This window comes from Mitsuaria sp. 7, from assembly GCF_001653795.1.
Lineage (GTDB): Bacteria > Pseudomonadota > Gammaproteobacteria > Burkholderiales > Burkholderiaceae_C > Roseateles.
The window spans coordinates 3,403,775-3,421,561 of the sequence record NZ_CP011514.1 but is presented as its reverse complement, the minus strand read 5'-3'; the positions used below and the strand labels follow the sequence as shown (position 1 = coordinate 3,421,561).

Sequence of the window (17,787 nt, the reverse complement as noted above, 5' to 3'; positions counted from 1 at the left end):
GTGTGTTTGGTGCAGGTGACCCGCCTGCTTGAAATTAAAGATAACAATCTTCAGGGAGAAGATATGAAATTCGAAATAAAGCATTGCAACAATATCGAATCCGCTATTTTCAACATTGAGCCTGGACGGCTGAATGTTAAGTACGCCATCAATGGCACGGGAAAAAGTACCCTCGCCAAGGCGTTGAGCTTAATGAATCAAGGGGCCGGTGCACTCGCATCTCTAGTCCCTTTCAAATACAGAGGCGTAAAGGGTGCGCCGGTCCCCGAGGTTGTCGGATTGGAGCAGATTGCTTCAGCGAAGATTTTCAATGAAGCCTATATAAATGGATTCGTCTTTCAGCCTGACGACATGCTGAAAGGTAGCTTTGACTTGCTTGTGCGTTCGCCTGAATACGATTCAGGAGTGCAGCAGATCGATGACTTGGTACAAGCACTACGAAAAGCACTTTCCGGAGATTCAGAAATCGAGCAGCTTGTAAGAGACTTTGATGAGTTGAGTGCAAGCTTTGGAAAGCCCGCGAAAGGCATTCACGGCTCGAGTCCATTGGCTAAGGCCTTTAAGGAGGGTAATCGAGTTGAGAATATCCCCGAAGGTCTGGAAGCTTACAAGCCTTATATCCAGCATCAGAACGGCTTTAAATGGATAAAGTGGCAGCAGGACGGAGCTGAGTATCTGGAGGTGGGTCACGATTGTCCATATTGCACAAATGATATTGAGACGAAGCGTGAGACCATAAAGAAGGTTGCAGAGACATATGACCCGAAGTCGGTTGAAAATCTAAACAAGATTGTGTCGACCTTTGAACGGTTAAATAAATACTTTTCTGAGGGCACGCGCCAGCTGGTCGATAAGTTCGTCCGCAATACAGAGGCCTACAACGACCAGCAGGTCGGCGTTCTTCTGGAGATCAAGACTCAAATCGACTCATTGAATGCTCAATTTAAGAAAAGCAGAGAAATTGGATTCCTTTCCCTTAAGGAGGTTGGGAAAGTAATTGAAGAGCTCAAGGGGTATGTTATCGACCTGGACCTCTTTAATCACCTCAAGTCTGACGAGACAAAAGCAAAAGTTGCTATTGTCAATAGCGGTGTTCAATCGCTTTCGGATAAGGCTGGCCTATTGCAGGGTGCCATCGTCAAGCAGCAAAAGCTTGTGCGCAGCGTGGTGGAAGAATATAGCGACAACATCAACAGCTTCCTTAGAAATGCAGGGTACTCGTATGAGATGCATTTGAGGGCGGGCCCAGATGGTCAGCATCGGTTGAAGTTGAAGCATAAGGAGGCCGATGGAGACGTATCAGAGGTGAGGGAACACCTGAGCTTTGGAGAGCGAAATGCTGTCGCTCTCGTGCTATTTATGTTTGATGCAATCAAGTCAAACGCTCCGCTCATTGTCCTAGATGATCCGATTTCCTCGTTCGATAAGAACAAGAAATATGCGATCGTCGATATGCTTTTTCGCCGTCAACCCTCTTTGCGCGGAAAGACGGTACTTCTTTTGACGCATGACATCGATCCTGTTGTTGATATGCTGGTTCACCACACTGATCGATTCGATCCACCGGTCGTATGTTTTCTTGAGAACGTTAATGGAGTGCTTTCGGAAAAATCGATCCAGAGGGGAAATGTGAAAACCTTCTTGGAGCTGCACGATGAGAATCTGAACACTTCCATCCCGATGCTCAACAGGTTGGTCTATCTACGACGTCTGTACGAGATCACCCACGATAAGGGATTTGAGTTTGATATATTGTCGAACATATTCCACAAGAGGGATGTTCCTCAAACACGCGACGTTGCCGCCTCCTCGTGGCGACTGATGACACAGCCCGAAATAGATGCGGGCGTGGCGAGCATCAAAAGCAGAGTGCCTGATTTTGATTACGCCACGATCATTGCTACCGTTCAGGATAGAGCGGCAATGAAAGCCTTGTATAGCACGGCGACCAATAATTACGAAAAATTGCATCTATATCGAATCATGTTCGATGATTCGGTTGATGGGGTAGGTTCAGATGTGGTGCTGAAGTTCATCAACGAAGCCTTTCACATTGAGAATAACTCTATTTATCAGTTGAATCCCCGTGAATATCAAATGGTGCCGCAGTTTGTTATATCTGAATGTGATCGATATGTTGCTAAGATTTAATTAAATCCGTGAAGACTGCTGCATTGATCGGAGCGTGAACTGGTACTACTGATTCGCTGGTGATTTCTGTTGATTCATGGAATTGCGCGATCAGAGCACTCGGAAAATAATTCAGACAGGTGCTCAAAACACCAACCACCTAGCGGCGGCGCACCGTAAATGCTGCCATTCTCCCGCCCGTAAAGTTTGCGGGCGAGATGGGTCGATCCGCGAGGACGGCCGCACGCGCTAGGTGGCGTGTTTTGACATCTCGCCCACCCTCCGCATTCAATTGCTCAGGTGGTCGTCCCTCAACTGCCGTTTAGTTAAGGACCTCCTCCCCATGCTCACCAATCGCTTCCTCGAATCCGTCGCCGAAAGCAATTTCCGCCTCTCCGAATTCCTCGCCCTCGAACACCTCGACTTGGACCCGGCACCCGGCACCCCCGCCGTCCCGCTCCTCGACCGCATGCCCCTCGCGCTCAATTCCGAACGCACCCTGGAGCAGCTCAGCGTCGCCGCCGGCAATCCCTATCGCTATGACATGCTCGAAGACGGCAGCTGCTACCGCTATCCGCTCGTGCTCAAGCAGTCCACCACCGTCCGCACCGCCATGTTCAATGTCCGCGAGCGCCTCACCCAGGTGATCTCGCTGATGCAGGATTTCGACGTCCCCATGAGCCAGCACCGCGCCAACGGCTGCCTCCGCGATACCGCCGTCGATCTCCTCCATGAGGTCGCCAGTTTCTTCGCGGTCATGGAGATCGCGGTCGTCGAGGACCACAACCGCCAAGTGAAGAACTCGGTTCAGGCGAGCTGATGTCTCTCACTGGTAGAACCCCACACAAACCCCAGACCCCAAAAGAAAACGAGTGCCCACGCGGGAGCGTGCGGCACTCGTTTTGTTTTGGGGCGTGCGCTAGATGCGGCGCTGGTATCGCTCCGAACTGCGGCGATCTCTTACGTCGTGTGGCACGCGCGGCAACAGTAGTAGCAGCCGTTGATCCGATCATTCGGCCACTGCTTTTTCGCCGCGGCTACAGCCCCTGAACATGAAGAATGTTCGCCGAGGTCGATCTGGTTCTGCGGCAGCGGCATGTAGTTGCAACCGGCCGAGAGGTTGTGAACTTCGTAGTCTCCGTTGGCCTGCACATTCTTGTTGATGATGAACTGCGCCATGTTCGTTCCTCCTTGATAGTCGCTTGATATTGGTGGCTGTCATCTAGCGTGGCAGCTCCGTCAACGCTATCAATACCGTCGCGTTTCTGCCTCCTCAAGTCTTCCGATGACTGGCAGTTCCGTTTCGGCTAACGGATGCTTAGGGCCGAATGGCTTAGCAACAAGAGGCGGCGCGGACGCGCGCTTGCGATAAGCGTCGTTCTGTCTGAGCGGAAAGCGGTCTGTGGCCGTGCAACCAAGCGTGAACAGCGGGACCTTGGTCACTTTCCATTCGCCGCCATTCGTTCTTACCGTGTCGGATCTTTGACAACATGCGAGGCAAGCGTGACCGACACCGTTCTGAAGGACGTCTATATCTCGAAGGGGCAAGTGGATCGCTACTTCGAAGGTCGTGTGCCCGTGCACCTCTGGCGGGCCCTTAACGCCCGCCGAGGAGGCGCGCTTTTCGATTTCGTGGAGCAGCCCACCACCTTGTCCAACGGACGCCTGAGGCCGGCTGACATCACCATCGTTGATCGCAAGGGTGCGAAGTGGGTGTCGGTCCGAAACGCGCCCCGTGGCATCAGTACCTTCGACAAGCCTGGCGTGCCCCCGGGCAAGGATTGGTCGTACTATCGAATTGGCGCTGGCACCGTGCTCCCCCATGGTCTGGCTATCGTGCGCGACGCTCTCAATGAGCAATACGGCGCGACCCACTACACCATTGCTCCAGCATTCGATATGCCGTTGGAACAGTTCAAACACCTTCTCATTGAGTTGGCTAAGAACGCGATAAAGGAAGCCGCGTGATCACCATTCCGAACGCATTTGCGCCAATGCTCCTGCAAGCTGTTCGCGACGCAGTCCTGTATCACGAAGGGCTACTTCGTAGCGAGACGATTCGCGAGCATGAGCGCGCCGACTACGAGGAGTACCACGTCCACCTCACGCAGTTTCTCGCCTATCTGAAGGAACAGTACCTGGAGGTTGAGGAGGAAGCAGGCGTGCCGCTGAGCGATCTTCACGTGTGAATGTCTCAATGTGATCGGTAGAAAGAAAACGAGTGCCCATGCGGGAGCGTGTGGCACTCGTTCTGTTTTGGGGATGACTCTGCGAGCTACGCTGCGTCAGCATCGACCCAATGCACGGACGGGCGATGAGACGGCCTTGCTCCTGCGGTAGTCCCGCCCACGGAGGGCGCGCAGGCGAGCTTGTCGGTCTGTGCTCCGGTGACCGTATTGACCTGAAGGCAAGGACTGACCCCAGACTTGCGTCTGCCTAATTCCACGCGTCGGCTCCCAGTTCAGAGCGATGCTCGATTTCCGTTTCCGCGCACCTCATGACGCCTCCCTCGATCACCCTGACCCGCGTCACGCCCGCCGACGCGACCTTGCTGGACAACCTCTGGCAGTTCTACGAACTCGAATCCTCGTTCTGGTCCGGCGAGGACATCGATGCCAACGGGCGCTTCAACTCGCTCTCCGGTTTCCTTGGCCGGCTGGGGGATCCTGATGCCTTCGATTAGGCCTACCTCATTCGTCAGAAGGGGGAGGTCGCCGGCCTTCTCCTCGTCGGTCACCAGAACCTGCGCGATGGGACGATCCAGCGAACGGTCCTCGAGTTCGGCGATCTGTACGTGCTGCCGAAGTACCGGGATCAGGGCATCGCCACCGAGGTCATCCGGCAGACCATCCTCGCCACGGACCATCCGTGGCTGGTCTGCGTCTTCCGCGACGACCTGCGCGCCCTGGCCTTCTGGGACCGCGCCTTCAAGCGGCTGCCGTTCTCGTCCGTGCGGGAGGTCGTCCCGCCGGATGTGGCCGAGTTCGTCGAGTTCGTGGTCAACGACGTCGTGCCGCCAGTGGTGACCTGATTCATTCAGAGCCGTCGCACTCGGCTGCGGTCGTCGAAGGGAAAACGAGTGCTTACGCGGGAGCGTGTGGCACTCGTCTGGTTTTGGGTGATCAGCACGGACAGGTCATTTTTAATGGCTTGCTTCAATAGCTCCTCCAGCAAGCAGTTGTCGTGAACCTACCTTTATGTTGGCGAGTTTGACGTCGCTCTTCTTGACGTGCAGCAAACCAAGAATTTCCGGCATTGAATCGACTACCGATTCTAGGCGTTCCGCCACTTCGACGAGTGATTGAGCGATCCGACGCTCGCCGATATCCTTCGATTCATTCAACGCACGGCAACCTGCGATCGCCACCTGCCGGGGAAATTTCCCGTCACTGGAGCGATGGCCAGGCTCCAGGAGGAGTCATCTGTCGGCACGCCATTGCGGTGTGTCTTGCATTTCTCTTCCGGGAGCCGCTTTGGCTGATCTATTTTCAAATATTGGTCTTCAGGGCACCATCATGATGCTCCCGGGACTCGTGGGCGCCGCGTCATTCAACCTACTGGTCAAACGTCCGCAGGTGATGCTCTGGATTGATTCCCTCGTGGTGCTGGTCTTGTCGGAAATGAGCGCGCGAATATTGAAGGCGACTCCGCTGTCTGCGCTGGGCGCTTGGGAGAGTCTTGCTCAGCTTGTCATCCCAATCGGGATTGCGATTTCCGTTGTCACCGGATCGGCAAAGCTAGTTCGCTCTAACGATCGTAAGAGGCGTAGCTCAAGGGGTAATGAAGAACGTCAGCAATCATGCCGCCTTCGTTGGTATGAAGTGTTTCGCGCCGAAAAGTCCCATCTGATCTTGCATCTCAAGGACGGCCGAAAGGTATTTGGTTGGCCAGAGGGATGGCCAGAGGATTCAACAACGGGTCATTTTCTCTTGACTACCCCACTCGTTGCGATGAGCGGGCAGGCCGTGGAGTTTCAGTCAGGAGCGTCCGCAGTGCTTTTGCCTGCTCAAGAGGTCTCTTGGGTCCAATTCTTGGGTAAGCGACAAGCACGCAGTTTGATCGCGATGAGCCGGACGGCAAGTCATCTGCCAATGCAATATTGATCGAGGTGAGATTGGTTATGGAAAATCAATTCAATGATGCTTTTTTCTATTTTTTGCCGGGCGTGCTGGCAGGTGTCCCTTACTGGGTGATGTGGCCAATCCGTCGTAGTTTTCGCGACGTTGTTCTTATGATTATATTGTTTGCCGCAAATGCCCAATTCATTGGTCGATTTGCGTCAGCCCTTTGCCAAGTCATTTTTGGCAGCACCCTCATGTTTGGCGCTTGGGGAGAAGCGGCATCGCTTGCGGCGCTCAGCTCGATCGGTGCTGTCATTGCCGTCCTGTTGGCGCGCCATTGCCGACGCATTGGGAAGAAGTACTACCCCTTCGAGCCAATTTATGTTCGTTAATCGCCGATTTGCGAATTCTGGGAAGCACGGTGGTTGAATGCAGATATTCACTGACCCATTCATCACATTCATTACTTACTGCGCACCAGGCATCTGCGCAATCGTTCCCTATTGGCTGCTCTGGCGTGTTGAAAGGGATCGAGGCGACCATCTCATGATGCTGTTCTGCTTCATCCTCTACTTCCGAGGTTTGCAGGAGGTCGCGTCCCTGGCCTTGCGGTTCGTCTTCGGGAGTTCGTTCGTCCTTGGGGACTGGGGAGATTCGTGGGCCAACTGGACAATGACGTTGATCGGCTTGGCGACGGGCCTGTATATGGGTCTTCGATATCGCCGTATGGGAGAAGAAGCGAAGGATTTGTATCCCTGGGATCCATTTGCCTATCGCTGAGCCTGACGATCAGGAGTGCCAGGTGTTGCCTGCCAATGAGTCCTGCTCAATCGCAGATCCGGGCGCCGTCATGTCCCTGGCGTCTGCAACCTGGTCCGCATTTCCGCCGCGTACTCCGTGAACCCCAGCGATCGGTAGAGTTCCCGCGCATCCTCGGTCGCGCCGAGCCGGACCTCGTTGATGCCCAGCCCTCGCAAGTGCTCAAGCGCCGCCACGACGAGCGCCTTCGCGACCCCGCGGCGGCGATGTGTGTCGGCGGTGAAGACATTCGTGACCCGGGCCATCTGGCCGCCGGGATTCCCGCGTGTCGGTCCCCAGTCCAGCAGGATCACGCCGGCGCCGCCCGCGACGACGCCGTCGTCGACGGCGAACCAGCCCAGATAGCTCCCGGACCCGATGTGCGGCTTCACCCAGGCCGAGTAGGCGGGACGACGCTCGGCATCGTCCTCGCGAAAGCAGCCATGCGCCGCGACTTGATCAGCGTCGGAAGGGGCGACGCGCCGGATGATCCAAGGGGTTTCCATGCGGGCATTTTGCCGGGCAGCGGAGATGCGCTCCCGGCCAGATGCGTTCGTCGTGGAGGTCGGGCTCAGGGTTTCTAGACGCAGCGACGTCGTCCCGGTCTCGTCTGGTGCAACATCCCGCTCCCCTGCAACCGACGGCAACCCCATGGTCGACATCTCCCGCGAAACAGTTGAACAGACCGAGCGACGCCTCAGGCGCGTGATCACCCAGGCACGCCTGCGCGTCTATCCGGGAACCTGGGCGTTCGAGGAGTTCCCGCTCGACAGCTTCGCCACGTCCGTGCGGCCGGATGCTCTGGCACTCGTGCGCGACGATGCCGTCTGGAGCCAGCTCGTCCCCAGTGAAGACGCAGGAGCGGACCTCTTCGGTCTTTTCCGCTTCCACTTTCCTGCGGGCGCGGACAACAGCGGGTTCGTCGGCTGGCTCGCCACGCATCTCAAGACGCGCTTTGGAACCGGTGTGTTCGTCACCTGTGGACAGAACCACGGCGACGGCGGCATCTTCGACTACTGGGGCGTGCCCGCCGTGCTCGCGGAAAGCGTGATCGCGGAGGTGCAGTCCTTGGTCAATGCGTCCGCGTCAGCCTGACTGATATCGCCGATCGCCGCCGTGGCCGCCGGGGTCAGGCCTTGCGCAGATCGACCGGGGCAGTGCCGTCACTGATCGCCGGATGCGCGCAGTGCCGCGACCCATAATCCCGCGCATGAAACTCATAGTCGCAGTTCACTTCGATGGCGCGCAGGCCAATGCCGCCGCCGTGGCGTTCGAGGCCTGGGATGCCGCCGAAGCGGAGAAGACCTACGTCTCGCGCATCGCCCATGTGGAGAAGGCCGTCCGCGGGGAACTCGACCTGCGGGAACTGCCCTGCGTGATGCAACTGCTGCGCGAGCACAACCTGGAACCCGAGCTCGTCCTGATCGACGGCTTCGTCCACCTGGATGCCGACGACACGCCGGGCCTTGGCCAGCACCTCTATCACGCACTGGGCGGCAGCGTGCCCGTCGTCGGTGTTTCGAAGAAGAGCCTGCCGGGCCTGTCGTCGCAGTTCGAGGTCATGCGCGAAGAGGAGACCCCGCCGCTGGTGGTGACCTGCGCAGGCCTCGACATCGGCGCGGCCAAGGTGCGGCTGCGATCCATGCACGGCAGGAAGCGCGTGCCGACGCTCATGAAGCTCGCCGCCCGCCTCGCGAAGAACGCGGACTGATTCCGCGCGCATTGCCCTCGCTTCGATCCCGCGAGGAGCGACGCCTCCCGTTGCTATGCTCCGCCCGTCGCGCAAGCGCCCGATCACAGTGGCGCACGCGGATTCAACTCGGGAGGAAGCATGGTGATGTCGGTGTTGACCGCGCAAGGCGGTCCGATCGGAAGAAGGACGGCGGTGGTGATCGGCGTGTGCATCGCCAGCGGCCTCTACTTCGTCCTGTCGACCTTGTTCGGCCTGGTCTACGTCCAGGTGCAGCTCGCGCAGGGCGTGTCGCTCAATGAGGTCGCCATGGGCGCGACCCAGTCCAGCTCCTACCTGATGATCGTTCTTGCGCTGGCGTTCCTCGGCAACTTGGCCGGCGGCGCGTGGACGGCGCGGTTGAGCGAGTCCTCGCCTCATGCCGACGCGCTCATCGCCGGGGGCGTGCAGGCGGGGCTGACATTGCTGAGCTACCTGTGCGCATACTTCCCGCCATTTCCTATCTGGGCCCTCCTGCTGTCGGTGGCGATTCCCGTCGCGGCCTTCCATGTCGGAGCGACCATTCATCTGCAGAGCCGCGGGAGCGCCTGACCTGTGAGACTCGCTGCCGTGAGCAAACCCAGGCCTCTCCATGACGGAGCCTCGGAGTGTCCCTCCTGCGGCGGCACGAAGTTCACCGTGCCCGCGACCCCCTCGGCGTTGGAGATCTGGCAGTGCCAGAACTGCGGGAACGAGATCGCCGTGCATTGCCATGTCGCCTTGAATCTCAGCGCACCGGCGGGCCGCGAGCTCTTCACGGGAACGGTCACCATCGATTCCGAGAAGGATGCGCTGAAGCTGCTGCTCAAACTCAAGCATGCGCTCTCCTTTGCCGAGCGCTTCGAGCCGTTCAAGCTGGAAGCGCAGCATCGGGAAGGGCGGTTGATCTGGGACCTCGGGCTGTTTCTTGACTTCGAGGTCGAACGCGCGGAGGCGGCTTGCATTCGCGCCGGCGCCCGGGCGACGTTCAGGAGCGGGGACCAGCCGCGCCATGAGGTGCTGGTCGATCGTCAGCTCCCTGATGGGCGCTGGGTGGTGACCAATGCTGGCAGGCTGGACGTTCCGGTTGGCGCCGTATTCGAGTTGGCCGTCGTGGAACGCAGTCGCAAGGAGCCCGACGGCACCTTCCGCATTGTTGAAAGCGCTGAGCCGGTCCTCCTGCGATCGGAGCTTGCGAGCGTCGACATCCTTCACCATCCACTGCCGCACATTCCCGGTGGGTACTCCGGCGCCATCACCCTCATCGGCGCCGACGAGGAGCGTCTCCGCGCCCTCGTGGCGCAGCGCCTCGACGGTTGGTCGATCAAGTTGTCGACGCGATGATCTGTGATCGTTGGCGGCTGCCTGAGAATGCCGCCATGATTCGCGCCGCCCTGTTGCTGTGGGTCTCCCACACCTTGCTCGCCTCATCGGCCTGGAGTGCCGAGGACCCGCTCCTGCGCCAAGCCGCCGCCGCGGCCTTTCCGAGCCACAAGATCATCGAGTCCACCAACGAGGGGGATCTTGACGGAGACGGCCGGCCGGAGATCGCCGTATCCATGGAGGTGCCGGGCGGCAACAACCAGGTCCTGGTCGCGGTGTTCAAGCGCGACAGCGCGCAGTCGCTGCGTCTGTGGACCGCGACCCGACCGTTCACCAACTGCCAGCACGGGACGGAGATCTCCCTCAGCAAGGCGTCGCTGTCGTTGAGCTGCTTCCACAGCGGCGACGGCACGATGCTGAACAACTTCGACGAACGCTTCAAATGGCGAGCGGGGGCGCTGAGGCTGGTCGGCAGCGACGAGCGGCATGACAGCGAAATACTGGAGCAGGCGAGCAGCCGGAACCTGCTCACAGGCGAGATCGTCGAGCGGGAGCGGCGACCGGGCGGAGCATGGCGCGAAGAGCGTCGACGCGATCCGTCTCTCAAGGCTGGCGCGGTGCCGCTCAGCGAGTGGGGCGGGTGGTTCTGACACGAAACGCCTGAGCGTGCTTTGCTAGAGTCCCGCACGCCGCCGATTGGCGGCAGGCGCATCGAAGGAGTGGCACTGATGAACGATCTCTGGAAGCAGTTCGAGGACTGGCTCGCCGCCAACTGGCCCGAGGGACTGGCGTCTCTCAACCCGCCCGCGACGGACGACGAGATCTCCGCGCTGGAGCAGGCGCTCGGCGCTCGCCTCCCGCAGGATTTCATCGACTGCCTGAAGGTTCACAACGGCCAGTCGGACTCGGCCGGCGGGCTGTTCGACAACGCCGATTTCCTGTCGACTGCGGGCATCCTGGATCAATGGACGGTCTGGAAGGAGCTGCTCGATTCGGGCGACTTCAACGGCATCGAGTCCGAGCCCGACGAGGGCGTGCGCAATGATTGGTGGAACGCGCTCTGGATCCCTTTCACCTACGAACATGGCGGCAATCACTATTGCCTCGATCTCGCGCCTGACGACGGGGGCGAAGTCGGCCAGGTCATCACGATGTGGCACGACTCCGCCGAGCGGGAGATCCTGGCCAGCGGTTTCGGCGAATGGCTGAAGCAGTACGTCTCGGACGTCCTGGCCGGCGAGTACGTGTACTCGGAAGACTTCGGTGGTCTGGTCCCCAAAGAGGACGCCTGACCTTGCCGTTCCGCACCTTCGCTGCGACGTTCATCGCGTTGATCGCGCTCTCGGCCTGCACGCCGAAGTTTCCGAAGCCCGATCCGGAAGACGCACTCGTCGGTTGCTGGTCTGGCGAGGATTTCCAGCCTGAATACCAGCGCACGGTGAAGTCGCTGATCAACCGGAGCGCCGACGGCAGTTTCCACATCGCGTTCATCGTCAATGAGCAGGACGTCCTCAAGATCGAGGAAGGGCAGTGGCATCGGAAGGACGGGATCTACACCACGCTGACGCAGCGGGTCGGCGGCCGGCCGGTGGATACGCGACACGCCCTGTACACGGACGTCTACGACATCCAGTCGTTGGTCGATGACGTGCTCACGCTCCGACATCAGAAGGCGGATCTCAGCTTCGTGGCCAGGCGGGTGGCCTGCACCGCCGGCTCGACCAGTCCCTCAGGGACAAGACCCGGCCCTTGACGGTCCGCCGTCGTCTCGGGTGAACTCCCGTGTCGCAGCGGATGCGGACGTGAATACAGTCGGCCCGATGGATCAACCCCCGCAGGACGGCCCCTATCTGACGTTCCGCGTCATGGGGCTGCCGTTCTTCCTCCACTGGACATTGCCCGCCCTGGGCTCCGCCATCGGGCTGGTGCTCATGATGGCGACGGGCGGCCCGTCGCTGCCGATCTTCTTCTGGTGCTCGCTGACCTGCATCGTCCTGGTGTTGATCCATGAGCTCGGTCACGCCGCGGCGGCGAAGGCGATGTCGCTGGAAGTCCATGGCATCGTGCTGGCCGGCGCCGGGGGATGGTGCATGGCCTCGGAACCCCGATCGATCACAAGCGCCGTGATCGTCTACGCCGGCGGCATCCTGGCCCAGATCCTGGTCCTGCTGCTCGTGGGGGTGTCGCTGTGGATCTTCGGACCTCCGGACTACCTGCCGCTGAACTGCGCCGTGATCGTGCTGACGCTCGGCAATGTCCTGCTCCTGCTGAGTGCGCTGATCCCGCGCGGTCAAAATGATGGCGCCATCATCGTCATGCTGCTGCGCGAGGCCAGGCGCGCACGCCACGACCCCAATGAAAAAAGTGAACTTCCTTGAGCTCTTCCGCAGGCAGAGATCGCGCCCCGAAACGAAATTCTCCGAGGAGGCGGAAGCCTATCTCCGGACCTGGCGCATCTATGACATCTCCAACGATGTCCTGAACCAGAAGCTGGTCGTCCGGCTCAAGCTGACCAAGCCCGTGTTGGCGGAGCTCAAGCCGCTGCACCACGCCGTGGTGATCACCTGGCCCTACGAGTCCGAAGACTCGATGCCACCCTCCGACGTGAACCAGGCCCAGCTGCAGTTCGAGCGCTCGCTCGATCCCTTGACCTGCGACAACGGCAACTCCGAAAGCGTTCGCGTGACCACCGGCGCCAAGGTCAAGGAATGGCTCTTCTATGCGGAGAGCACGGACATCTTCATGAAGGGCATGAATGATCTGCTCAAGGGGCAGCCGGCCTTTCCCGTCAAGATCGAGTTCTTCAATGATCCGGACTGGGCGATCTGGCAGGAAACCAACTATCTCCGCGACGCCAATGCCCCGATGACATGACGAGGTGACCGCTCCTTCCTATACTGCGCGCCCATTACGTCGTGGCGGCCGACCGATCGGACCGTCGCGCAGGTGTTCAACAGGGAGGGGATCCGTGATCTCAGCAGAGCGCAAGAAGGCCGCCATCGTGGCGGCGTTGTCGTTGGTCGTTGCAGCATGCGGCGGCGGTGGGGGCGGAGACAGCGGCTCGAACACGCCCGCCAAGCCCGCCATCGCGACGCAGCCGGACAGCATCGCCGTGCTGACCGACGGCACCGCCACCTTGACGGTGGCCGCGACCGGCACGGGCCTGAGCTACCAGTGGCAGAAGAACGGCGCCGATATCGTCGGCGCGACCTCCGCGTCCTATCAGACGCCGGCGATCACCTTCGTGGACCAGGACAACCTGTACACCGTCGTCGTGACCAACGCCGGTGGCAAGGTCACGAGCGTGCCCGTCATGGTCACCTTGAAGCCGAGCCCCAACCAGAAGGCCTTCGAGGACCTGTACAAGGGCTCCTCCAGCTACAAGCTGACCTGGAACCTCAGCCCCACGCCGCCTCAGGTCTCGGGCACGAACTACCTGTTCTACGACGACGAGGGGCTGCATGTCTCCCCGCTCACCAAGGGACCGCAGATCCTGTCGCAGTCCCCGAAGAGCAGCCTCGGGGGCGGCTCGTTGATCGGCCCGGATCCCAAGGGGCGTGCGGTCCTGAAGAACGGCGGGATCCACTTCCTGGGCACTGAAATCCTGTCCTATGTCGGCGGCGACCTGCGCGTCGACACGCGCTCCAGGAACAATCCCGGCGTCATCGTGGCCACCGAGATCCGCAGCAACTACGAGGCCGCGACGCTGACCGGCGGCCTGGCGGCGACGCCGGACGACTTCGCGCACTTCCACTATCCGCTCTTCGCGGGCACCGTGATCCTCGACACGTCGCGGACCTACGTCGCCGGCGCCGCGTACATCAAGTACACGCGGACGAACAAGGGCGACCGCTACAACGTCTTCGACTGCTTCGCGTCCGTCAGCGCCGACACGATGCTGCCGTGCGGCTCCGGGTCGCTCGGTGATCTCTTGACCGCCGGCATCTCGTCCGGGAGCGACGGCACGACGTACTTCCTTGCCGACGGCGTCCTCGGGACGGTCGACGGCCGGCCGGTCTGGGTGGCCAACAAGCCGCGTCCCGTGTCGGCCACGCTGAATTCCGCGGTCCAGTACCGGATCTACTTCGAACTCAACGGCAATGTCTACACGGGCGCGCTGGTGAAGGACGGCGAGGCGCTCGTGGGGAGCTCCTACGTGTCGAATCCGAACGGCGCCACGCCGGCCGACAGGATCACCTTGCTGCCCTTCGACATCCGCATGAACAAGGCCGCGCTCGACAGCATCGCCACGGCGAAGAAGTTCTGATGGCGTGATTGCGGCGGCATGCCGGGCCGGCGATGACCACGGTGGGTCCGTCGTTTCATCGGATCAACGAACATCCTTGGGGAGAAGATCTTGGGACTGAGCATTCAGGTCGGCGGCTTCGACGAAGAAAGCCGGGAGATGTACGACACGCTGTCCAACGCGCTGGTGGCGGCCGGCCTCGCGCCGCATGACGAGCCGCGTGGTCTTGGCCCGGACGGCGCCTTCTCATGCGCAATGTCGGGGTACTCCGGGCTGCACCATCTGCGTCGGCTGGCCGCGTACATCGGGGAGGGGATCCCGGTCCCCAGTGCGGGAATCGACGATCCCGCCGCCGACCCCGTGCTGGAGGGGTATTACGACCTCCTGGCGCCGGAGTTCGAGCACCTCCTGATGCACAGCGACGCCACAGGTTTCTACGTGCCGGTCAAGCTCGACGAGGTCGTTTTCGTCGAGGAGGAGATCGACGAGGAGAACGTGCTGGGCGGCATGATCGGTTCGTCCGTGAATCTCCTGGAGGAGTGCCTGCGCCTGGCCCAGTGGCTGGAGCTGCCGACCGACCTCGACCACGAAAGTGACGAGGTGTGGGATGCGATGGGTGATCCTCCCGCGGAGGGCCCCAAATGGAAGGTCTTCGGCAAGGAGTCCTTCCATTGCATCCGCCTGATCCGGGCGTGCCAGGCGTCCATCCGGACCGGCGCGGCGGTGGTGTTCTGCTGAGACAGGCGCGCGGGGCGGGAGGTGATACAAGCTCTCCATCGCTCCGCCCGGCCGGTGCCCCAGGCACCGAAACTGCCGCCCCGTCGCCGATGCCCCTGATCTCCTCACCGCGTCCTTCCGACCCCCGCGCCATCGACCTGCGCCGCATGAAGCGGGTCGCGCTGGGCTGCCTGCTGGCGTCGCTGGCCGGACTGATCGTCAGCCTCGGCATGGGCGCGCAAGGCCCGTGGGCCTGGCTCAAGGCCTTCTGCGAGGCCGCCGCCATCGGCGGTCTGGCCGACTGGTTCGCCGTCGTCGCGCTGTTCCGCCATCCGCTGGGCCTGCCGATCCCGCACACCGCGCTCATCCCGCAGGGCAAGCACCGCATCGCCGACAGCCTCGCCGAGTTCGTCCGCGACAACTTCCTGCACCCCGAGGTCCTGCTGCAGAAGCTGGAGATCCTCAACCCCGCCGAGCGCCTCGGGCAATGGCTGCGCGAGCCCGTCAATCTCGCGCAGGTCACCGGCTCCGTGCGCACGATGGCCGTCGAGGCGCTCTCGCTGCTCAACGAGCAGGCCGTGCGCCGCGCCATCGGCGAGTTCCTCGTCGCCCGCGCGCTGTCCTGGAACGCCACCGGCACGGCCGCCTCGGTCCTGGACGTGCTGACCAAGTCCGGCCGCCATCAGGACGTGCTCGACGGCGCGCTGTCCAAACTGCGCGACTACCTGGCCACGCCGGAGGTGAGGGCGCTCGTCGCCGCGCGGCTGGTGAAGTTCGCCAGCACCCAGTGGCCGAAGGCGATCAAGCTCGTCGACACCATCGCCAACGTCGACAAGATGGCCGACAGCCTGTCCGACAAGCTCGCGCTGCAGCTGGTCGAGGAAGTGCAGACGGCGCTCTCGCAGCCCGACCACTCGGTGCGGCGCCAGTTCGACGACTGGATCCACGAGTTCATCGAGCGCCTGCGCCACGACCCCGAGTTCGCGAGCGAGGTCAACGCGATGAAGGACCGCGTCGTGCAGAGCGACGACGTCCGCGCCTACCTCGACGGCGTCTGGACGGAAGTCCGCGCCACCATCGAGCAGGACCTGCGCCGCGAGGACTCCGTGCTGATGCGGCATCTGGACCAGTCGCTGGCGGCACTCGGCGACCGGCTGAGCCGCGATCCGGCGCTGGTGCAGGCGATCAACGAGCACGTGCTGTCCGCCGCGGGCCGCATGGTCGGCAGCATGCGCGAGGGCATCACGCGCCACATCGCGACGACCGTCAAGGACTGGGACGACCGCAGCCTCGTGCGGCAGATCGAGCTCAGCGTCGGCCGCGATCTGCAGTTCATCCGCCTCAACGGCACGCTGGTGGGCGGCGTCATCGGGCTGCTGCTCTATGCGGTGACGATCCTGGCGCAGCGCTGAAGCGCTGCCGCATGCATGTCCCGCAGGTCCTCATCCGTAGCCGAATCGGCAACAAGTGTTGCTCAATGGGCAACAAGCGTTGTTGATTGAGCATCACGTGTGGCCTAATCGGCAACGTTGGTTGCCACGGGGCCTTCAGCTATGAACACGTCATTGATGAGCGAATTGGTCGGCGGCGCGGCGCGTTACCGTGCACTTCGTTGTCTCTATGAGCAGTCAGAACGCGAGTTCGGCACGCGCGAATTGGCCGCTGCGGCCGAGATCGATCCAAGCAACGCTTCGCGCTGGCTCCGTCGCTGGACGGAGGTCGGCTTGGTCGATCGCAAGACGGTTCGAGGACTGCCTGTCTTCCAAGCCTCCACCGATCCGGCGCTCGCGCCGCTGCGCGCGCTGGTGATGCAGGACAGCGAGCTCGTCCGCGTCATGCGGGAGCATCTCGCCACGATCAAAGGACAGGTGGACGTCGCTGCCCTGTTTGGGTCAGCGGCACGCGCAGACATGCATTCCGAAAGCGATGTTGATCTTCTCGTGTTGACCCCTGACCTCTCGCGCCTTCAAGCTCAGGCCCACTTCAAACCAGCCGGCCGCGCTCTGAAGCGCGCGGTCAACGTGCTGGTCTATACGCCCGAGGATTGGCGCCAGGCTCGCGACGATCGCAACCCCTTTGTGCTCGACATCCTCGGTCATCCGACCATCGAGCTCAAAGGATCGCTGCATGCAAGGTAGGCCGCGCCCTCCACGCCAAGTGGCCCTAAGCGCGTCCTCACGAGATGCTCGAATGACATGCTGCATGTCGTGCCAACAACCGTAGACTCCGGCGGTCTTCCGCTCTTCCTGGAATCTCACCATGCCCCGTTACGTCGCCTTCCTCCGCGGTGTCAGCCCGATGAACGCCCGTATGCCGGACCTGATCCGGGCGTTCGAGGCCGCCGGCTTCACGCGGGTGAAGACGGTGATCTCCAGCGGCAATGTCGTGTTCAACCATGACGGCGCGCCGGTCGATGAACTCGAACGCATCGCCGAGCAGACGATGACCGACACGCTGGGCAAGACCTTCGGCACCACCGTGCGGCCGGTCGAGCATCTGGCGCGCATCGTCGATGCCGACCACCACGCCGCGTTCAACCCGCCGGCCTCGGCCAAGCAGCTGATCACCTTCCTCAAGAGACCGCACGAGGGTCAGGTCGTGCTGCCGCTCGAAGGCGAGGGCGCCGCGATCTGCAAGCTCGACGGCGTGGAGGTCTACAGCCACTACCTGCCCAACGACAAGGGCCCGCTGTTCATGACCATGCTGGAGAAGACCTTCGGCAAGCAGATCACGACGCGCACCGTGGACACGGTGCGCAAGTGCACCAAGGCCTGAGGCCGGTCGCGGACCGCGCGAGAACGCGG

The 17,787-nt window shown here is 61.3% G+C and carries 26 protein-coding genes; 23 read left to right on the top strand and 3 right to left on the bottom strand.

What is annotated here, in order from left to right; genetic code table 11:
• Positions 1-9: 9 nt before the first annotated feature.
• Both ABE85_RS15010 and ABE85_RS15005 read left to right on the top strand, forming a co-directional pair.
• Complete coding sequence (locus tag ABE85_RS15010) at positions 10-2,151, top strand: AAA family ATPase (protein ID WP_157522457.1); 2,142 nt, start codon at positions 10-12, stop codon at positions 2,149-2,151.
• Positions 2,152-2,473: 322 nt separating this feature from the next.
• Positions 2,474-2,950, top strand: coding sequence for a hypothetical protein (locus ABE85_RS15005; RefSeq protein ID WP_067276117.1), 477 nt, complete (start codon positions 2,474-2,476; stop codon positions 2,948-2,950).
• Between the two features lie 140 nt (positions 2,951-3,090).
• On the opposite strand, the gene ABE85_RS15000 is transcribed toward ABE85_RS15005, so the two are convergent.
• Positions 3,091-3,309: a hypothetical protein gene (locus tag ABE85_RS15000; protein ID WP_067276115.1), complete on the bottom strand. Its 219-nt coding sequence runs from the start codon at positions 3,307-3,309 to the stop codon at positions 3,091-3,093.
• A 324-nt stretch (positions 3,310-3,633) separates the two neighbouring features.
• Here ABE85_RS15000 and ABE85_RS14995 point away from each other — a divergent pair, with 324 nt between their 5' ends.
• The 4 genes from ABE85_RS14995 to ABE85_RS14980 all read left to right on the top strand — a co-directional run bounded on the left by ABE85_RS14995 (position 3,634) and on the right by ABE85_RS14980 (position 5,161).
• Positions 3,634-4,098 (top strand): hypothetical protein, encoded by a 465-nt coding sequence (locus ABE85_RS14995; protein WP_067276113.1) that lies wholly within the window; start codon positions 3,634-3,636, stop codon positions 4,096-4,098.
• Positions 4,095-4,319 carry a hypothetical protein gene (locus ABE85_RS14990; RefSeq protein WP_197507018.1) on the top strand — a complete coding sequence of 75 codons (225 nt, stop codon included), beginning with the start codon at positions 4,095-4,097 and terminating at the stop codon, positions 4,317-4,319. The genes ABE85_RS14995 and ABE85_RS14990 overlap by 4 nt, the downstream gene beginning before the upstream one ends.
• Before the next feature lie 308 nt (positions 4,320-4,627).
• The gene (locus ABE85_RS14985; protein ID WP_067276110.1) at positions 4,628-4,813 is read left to right on the top strand and encodes a hypothetical protein; all 186 of its coding nucleotides are present in this window, start codon (positions 4,628-4,630) and stop codon (positions 4,811-4,813) included.
• Between the two features lie 9 nt (positions 4,814-4,822).
• Positions 4,823-5,161 (top strand): GNAT family N-acetyltransferase, encoded by a 339-nt coding sequence (locus ABE85_RS14980; RefSeq protein WP_409072587.1) that lies wholly within the window; start codon positions 4,823-4,825, stop codon positions 5,159-5,161.
• Positions 5,162-5,272: 111 nt separating this feature from the next.
• On the opposite strand, the gene ABE85_RS27625 is transcribed toward ABE85_RS14980, so the two are convergent.
• Complete coding sequence (locus ABE85_RS27625) at positions 5,273-5,473, bottom strand: hypothetical protein (protein WP_157522454.1); 201 nt, start codon at positions 5,471-5,473, stop codon at positions 5,273-5,275.
• A 130-nt stretch (positions 5,474-5,603) separates the two neighbouring features.
• On the opposite strand from ABE85_RS27625, the gene ABE85_RS27620 reads away from it, so the two are divergent.
• The 3 genes from ABE85_RS27620 (at position 5,604) to ABE85_RS14975 (ending at position 6,971) form a co-directional block, all read left to right on the top strand.
• Positions 5,604-6,233 (top strand): DUF6338 family protein, encoded by a 630-nt coding sequence (locus tag ABE85_RS27620; protein ID WP_157522451.1) that lies wholly within the window; start codon positions 5,604-5,606, stop codon positions 6,231-6,233.
• Between the two features lie 17 nt (positions 6,234-6,250).
• The gene (locus ABE85_RS27615; RefSeq protein ID WP_157522448.1) at positions 6,251-6,583 is read left to right on the top strand and encodes a hypothetical protein; all 333 of its coding nucleotides are present in this window, start codon (positions 6,251-6,253) and stop codon (positions 6,581-6,583) included.
• A gap of 154 nt (positions 6,584-6,737) precedes the next feature.
• Positions 6,738-6,971: a hypothetical protein gene (locus tag ABE85_RS14975; protein ID WP_067276102.1), complete on the top strand. Its 234-nt coding sequence runs from the start codon at positions 6,738-6,740 to the stop codon at positions 6,969-6,971.
• A 68-nt stretch (positions 6,972-7,039) separates the two neighbouring features.
• On the opposite strand, the gene ABE85_RS26970 is transcribed toward ABE85_RS14975, so the two are convergent.
• Complete coding sequence (locus ABE85_RS26970; RefSeq protein WP_197507016.1) at positions 7,040-7,642, bottom strand: GNAT family N-acetyltransferase; 603 nt, start codon at positions 7,640-7,642, stop codon at positions 7,040-7,042.
• Between ABE85_RS26970 and ABE85_RS14965 the strand changes: the two genes are divergently transcribed.
• From ABE85_RS14965 to ABE85_RS14900, 14 genes are all read left to right on the top strand, one after another.
• A complete protein-coding gene (locus ABE85_RS14965; RefSeq protein WP_067276098.1) occupies positions 7,641-8,084 on the top strand; it encodes a DUF6196 family protein in 444 nt (147 codons plus the stop codon). The genes ABE85_RS26970 and ABE85_RS14965 overlap by 2 nt on opposite strands.
• A 115-nt stretch (positions 8,085-8,199) precedes the next feature.
• Positions 8,200-8,700, top strand: coding sequence for an endonuclease V (locus ABE85_RS14960; protein ID WP_067276094.1), 501 nt, complete (start codon positions 8,200-8,202; stop codon positions 8,698-8,700).
• A 126-nt stretch (positions 8,701-8,826) separates the two neighbouring features.
• Positions 8,827-9,270 carry a hypothetical protein gene (locus tag ABE85_RS14955; protein WP_157522442.1) on the top strand — a complete coding sequence of 148 codons (444 nt, stop codon included), beginning with the start codon at positions 8,827-8,829 and terminating at the stop codon, positions 9,268-9,270.
• Between the two features lie 87 nt (positions 9,271-9,357).
• Positions 9,358-10,041: a hypothetical protein gene (locus tag ABE85_RS14950; RefSeq protein WP_067276088.1), complete on the top strand. Its 684-nt coding sequence runs from the start codon at positions 9,358-9,360 to the stop codon at positions 10,039-10,041.
• A 35-nt stretch (positions 10,042-10,076) separates the two neighbouring features.
• Positions 10,077-10,670, top strand: coding sequence for a hypothetical protein (locus ABE85_RS14945; protein ID WP_067276084.1), 594 nt, complete (start codon positions 10,077-10,079; stop codon positions 10,668-10,670).
• Between the two features lie 78 nt (positions 10,671-10,748).
• Entirely contained in the window at positions 10,749-11,312 is a 564-nt protein-coding gene (locus tag ABE85_RS14940; protein WP_067276080.1) for an SMI1/KNR4 family protein, read from the top strand.
• 2 nt (positions 11,313-11,314) lie between these two features.
• Positions 11,315-11,773 (top strand): hypothetical protein, encoded by a 459-nt coding sequence (locus ABE85_RS14935; protein WP_067276077.1) that lies wholly within the window; start codon positions 11,315-11,317, stop codon positions 11,771-11,773.
• A 67-nt stretch (positions 11,774-11,840) separates the two neighbouring features.
• Complete coding sequence (locus tag ABE85_RS14930) at positions 11,841-12,398, top strand: hypothetical protein (RefSeq protein WP_067276074.1); 558 nt, start codon at positions 11,841-11,843, stop codon at positions 12,396-12,398.
• Positions 12,376-12,894 (top strand): DUF695 domain-containing protein, encoded by a 519-nt coding sequence (locus ABE85_RS14925; protein WP_197507014.1) that lies wholly within the window; start codon positions 12,376-12,378, stop codon positions 12,892-12,894. The genes ABE85_RS14930 and ABE85_RS14925 overlap by 23 nt, the downstream gene beginning before the upstream one ends.
• Before the next feature lie 94 nt (positions 12,895-12,988).
• Complete coding sequence (locus ABE85_RS14920) at positions 12,989-14,287, top strand: hypothetical protein (RefSeq protein ID WP_067276069.1); 1,299 nt, start codon at positions 12,989-12,991, stop codon at positions 14,285-14,287.
• A 138-nt stretch (positions 14,288-14,425) separates the two neighbouring features.
• On the top strand, positions 14,426-15,004 hold the full coding sequence (locus tag ABE85_RS14915) for a hypothetical protein (protein ID WP_157522439.1): 579 nt from the start codon (positions 14,426-14,428) through the stop codon (positions 15,002-15,004).
• A gap of 89 nt (positions 15,005-15,093) precedes the next feature.
• The gene (locus ABE85_RS14910) at positions 15,094-16,395 is read left to right on the top strand and encodes a DUF445 domain-containing protein (RefSeq protein WP_067276062.1); all 1,302 of its coding nucleotides are present in this window, start codon (positions 15,094-15,096) and stop codon (positions 16,393-16,395) included.
• Positions 16,396-16,551: 156 nt separating this feature from the next.
• Entirely contained in the window at positions 16,552-17,121 is a 570-nt protein-coding gene (locus tag ABE85_RS14905) for a nucleotidyltransferase domain-containing protein (RefSeq protein ID WP_067276060.1), read from the top strand.
• A 121-nt stretch (positions 17,122-17,242) separates the two neighbouring features.
• Positions 17,243-17,758 (top strand): DUF1697 domain-containing protein, encoded by a 516-nt coding sequence (locus ABE85_RS14900; RefSeq protein WP_067276058.1) that lies wholly within the window; start codon positions 17,243-17,245, stop codon positions 17,756-17,758.
• Positions 17,759-17,787: the final 29 nt, after the last annotated feature.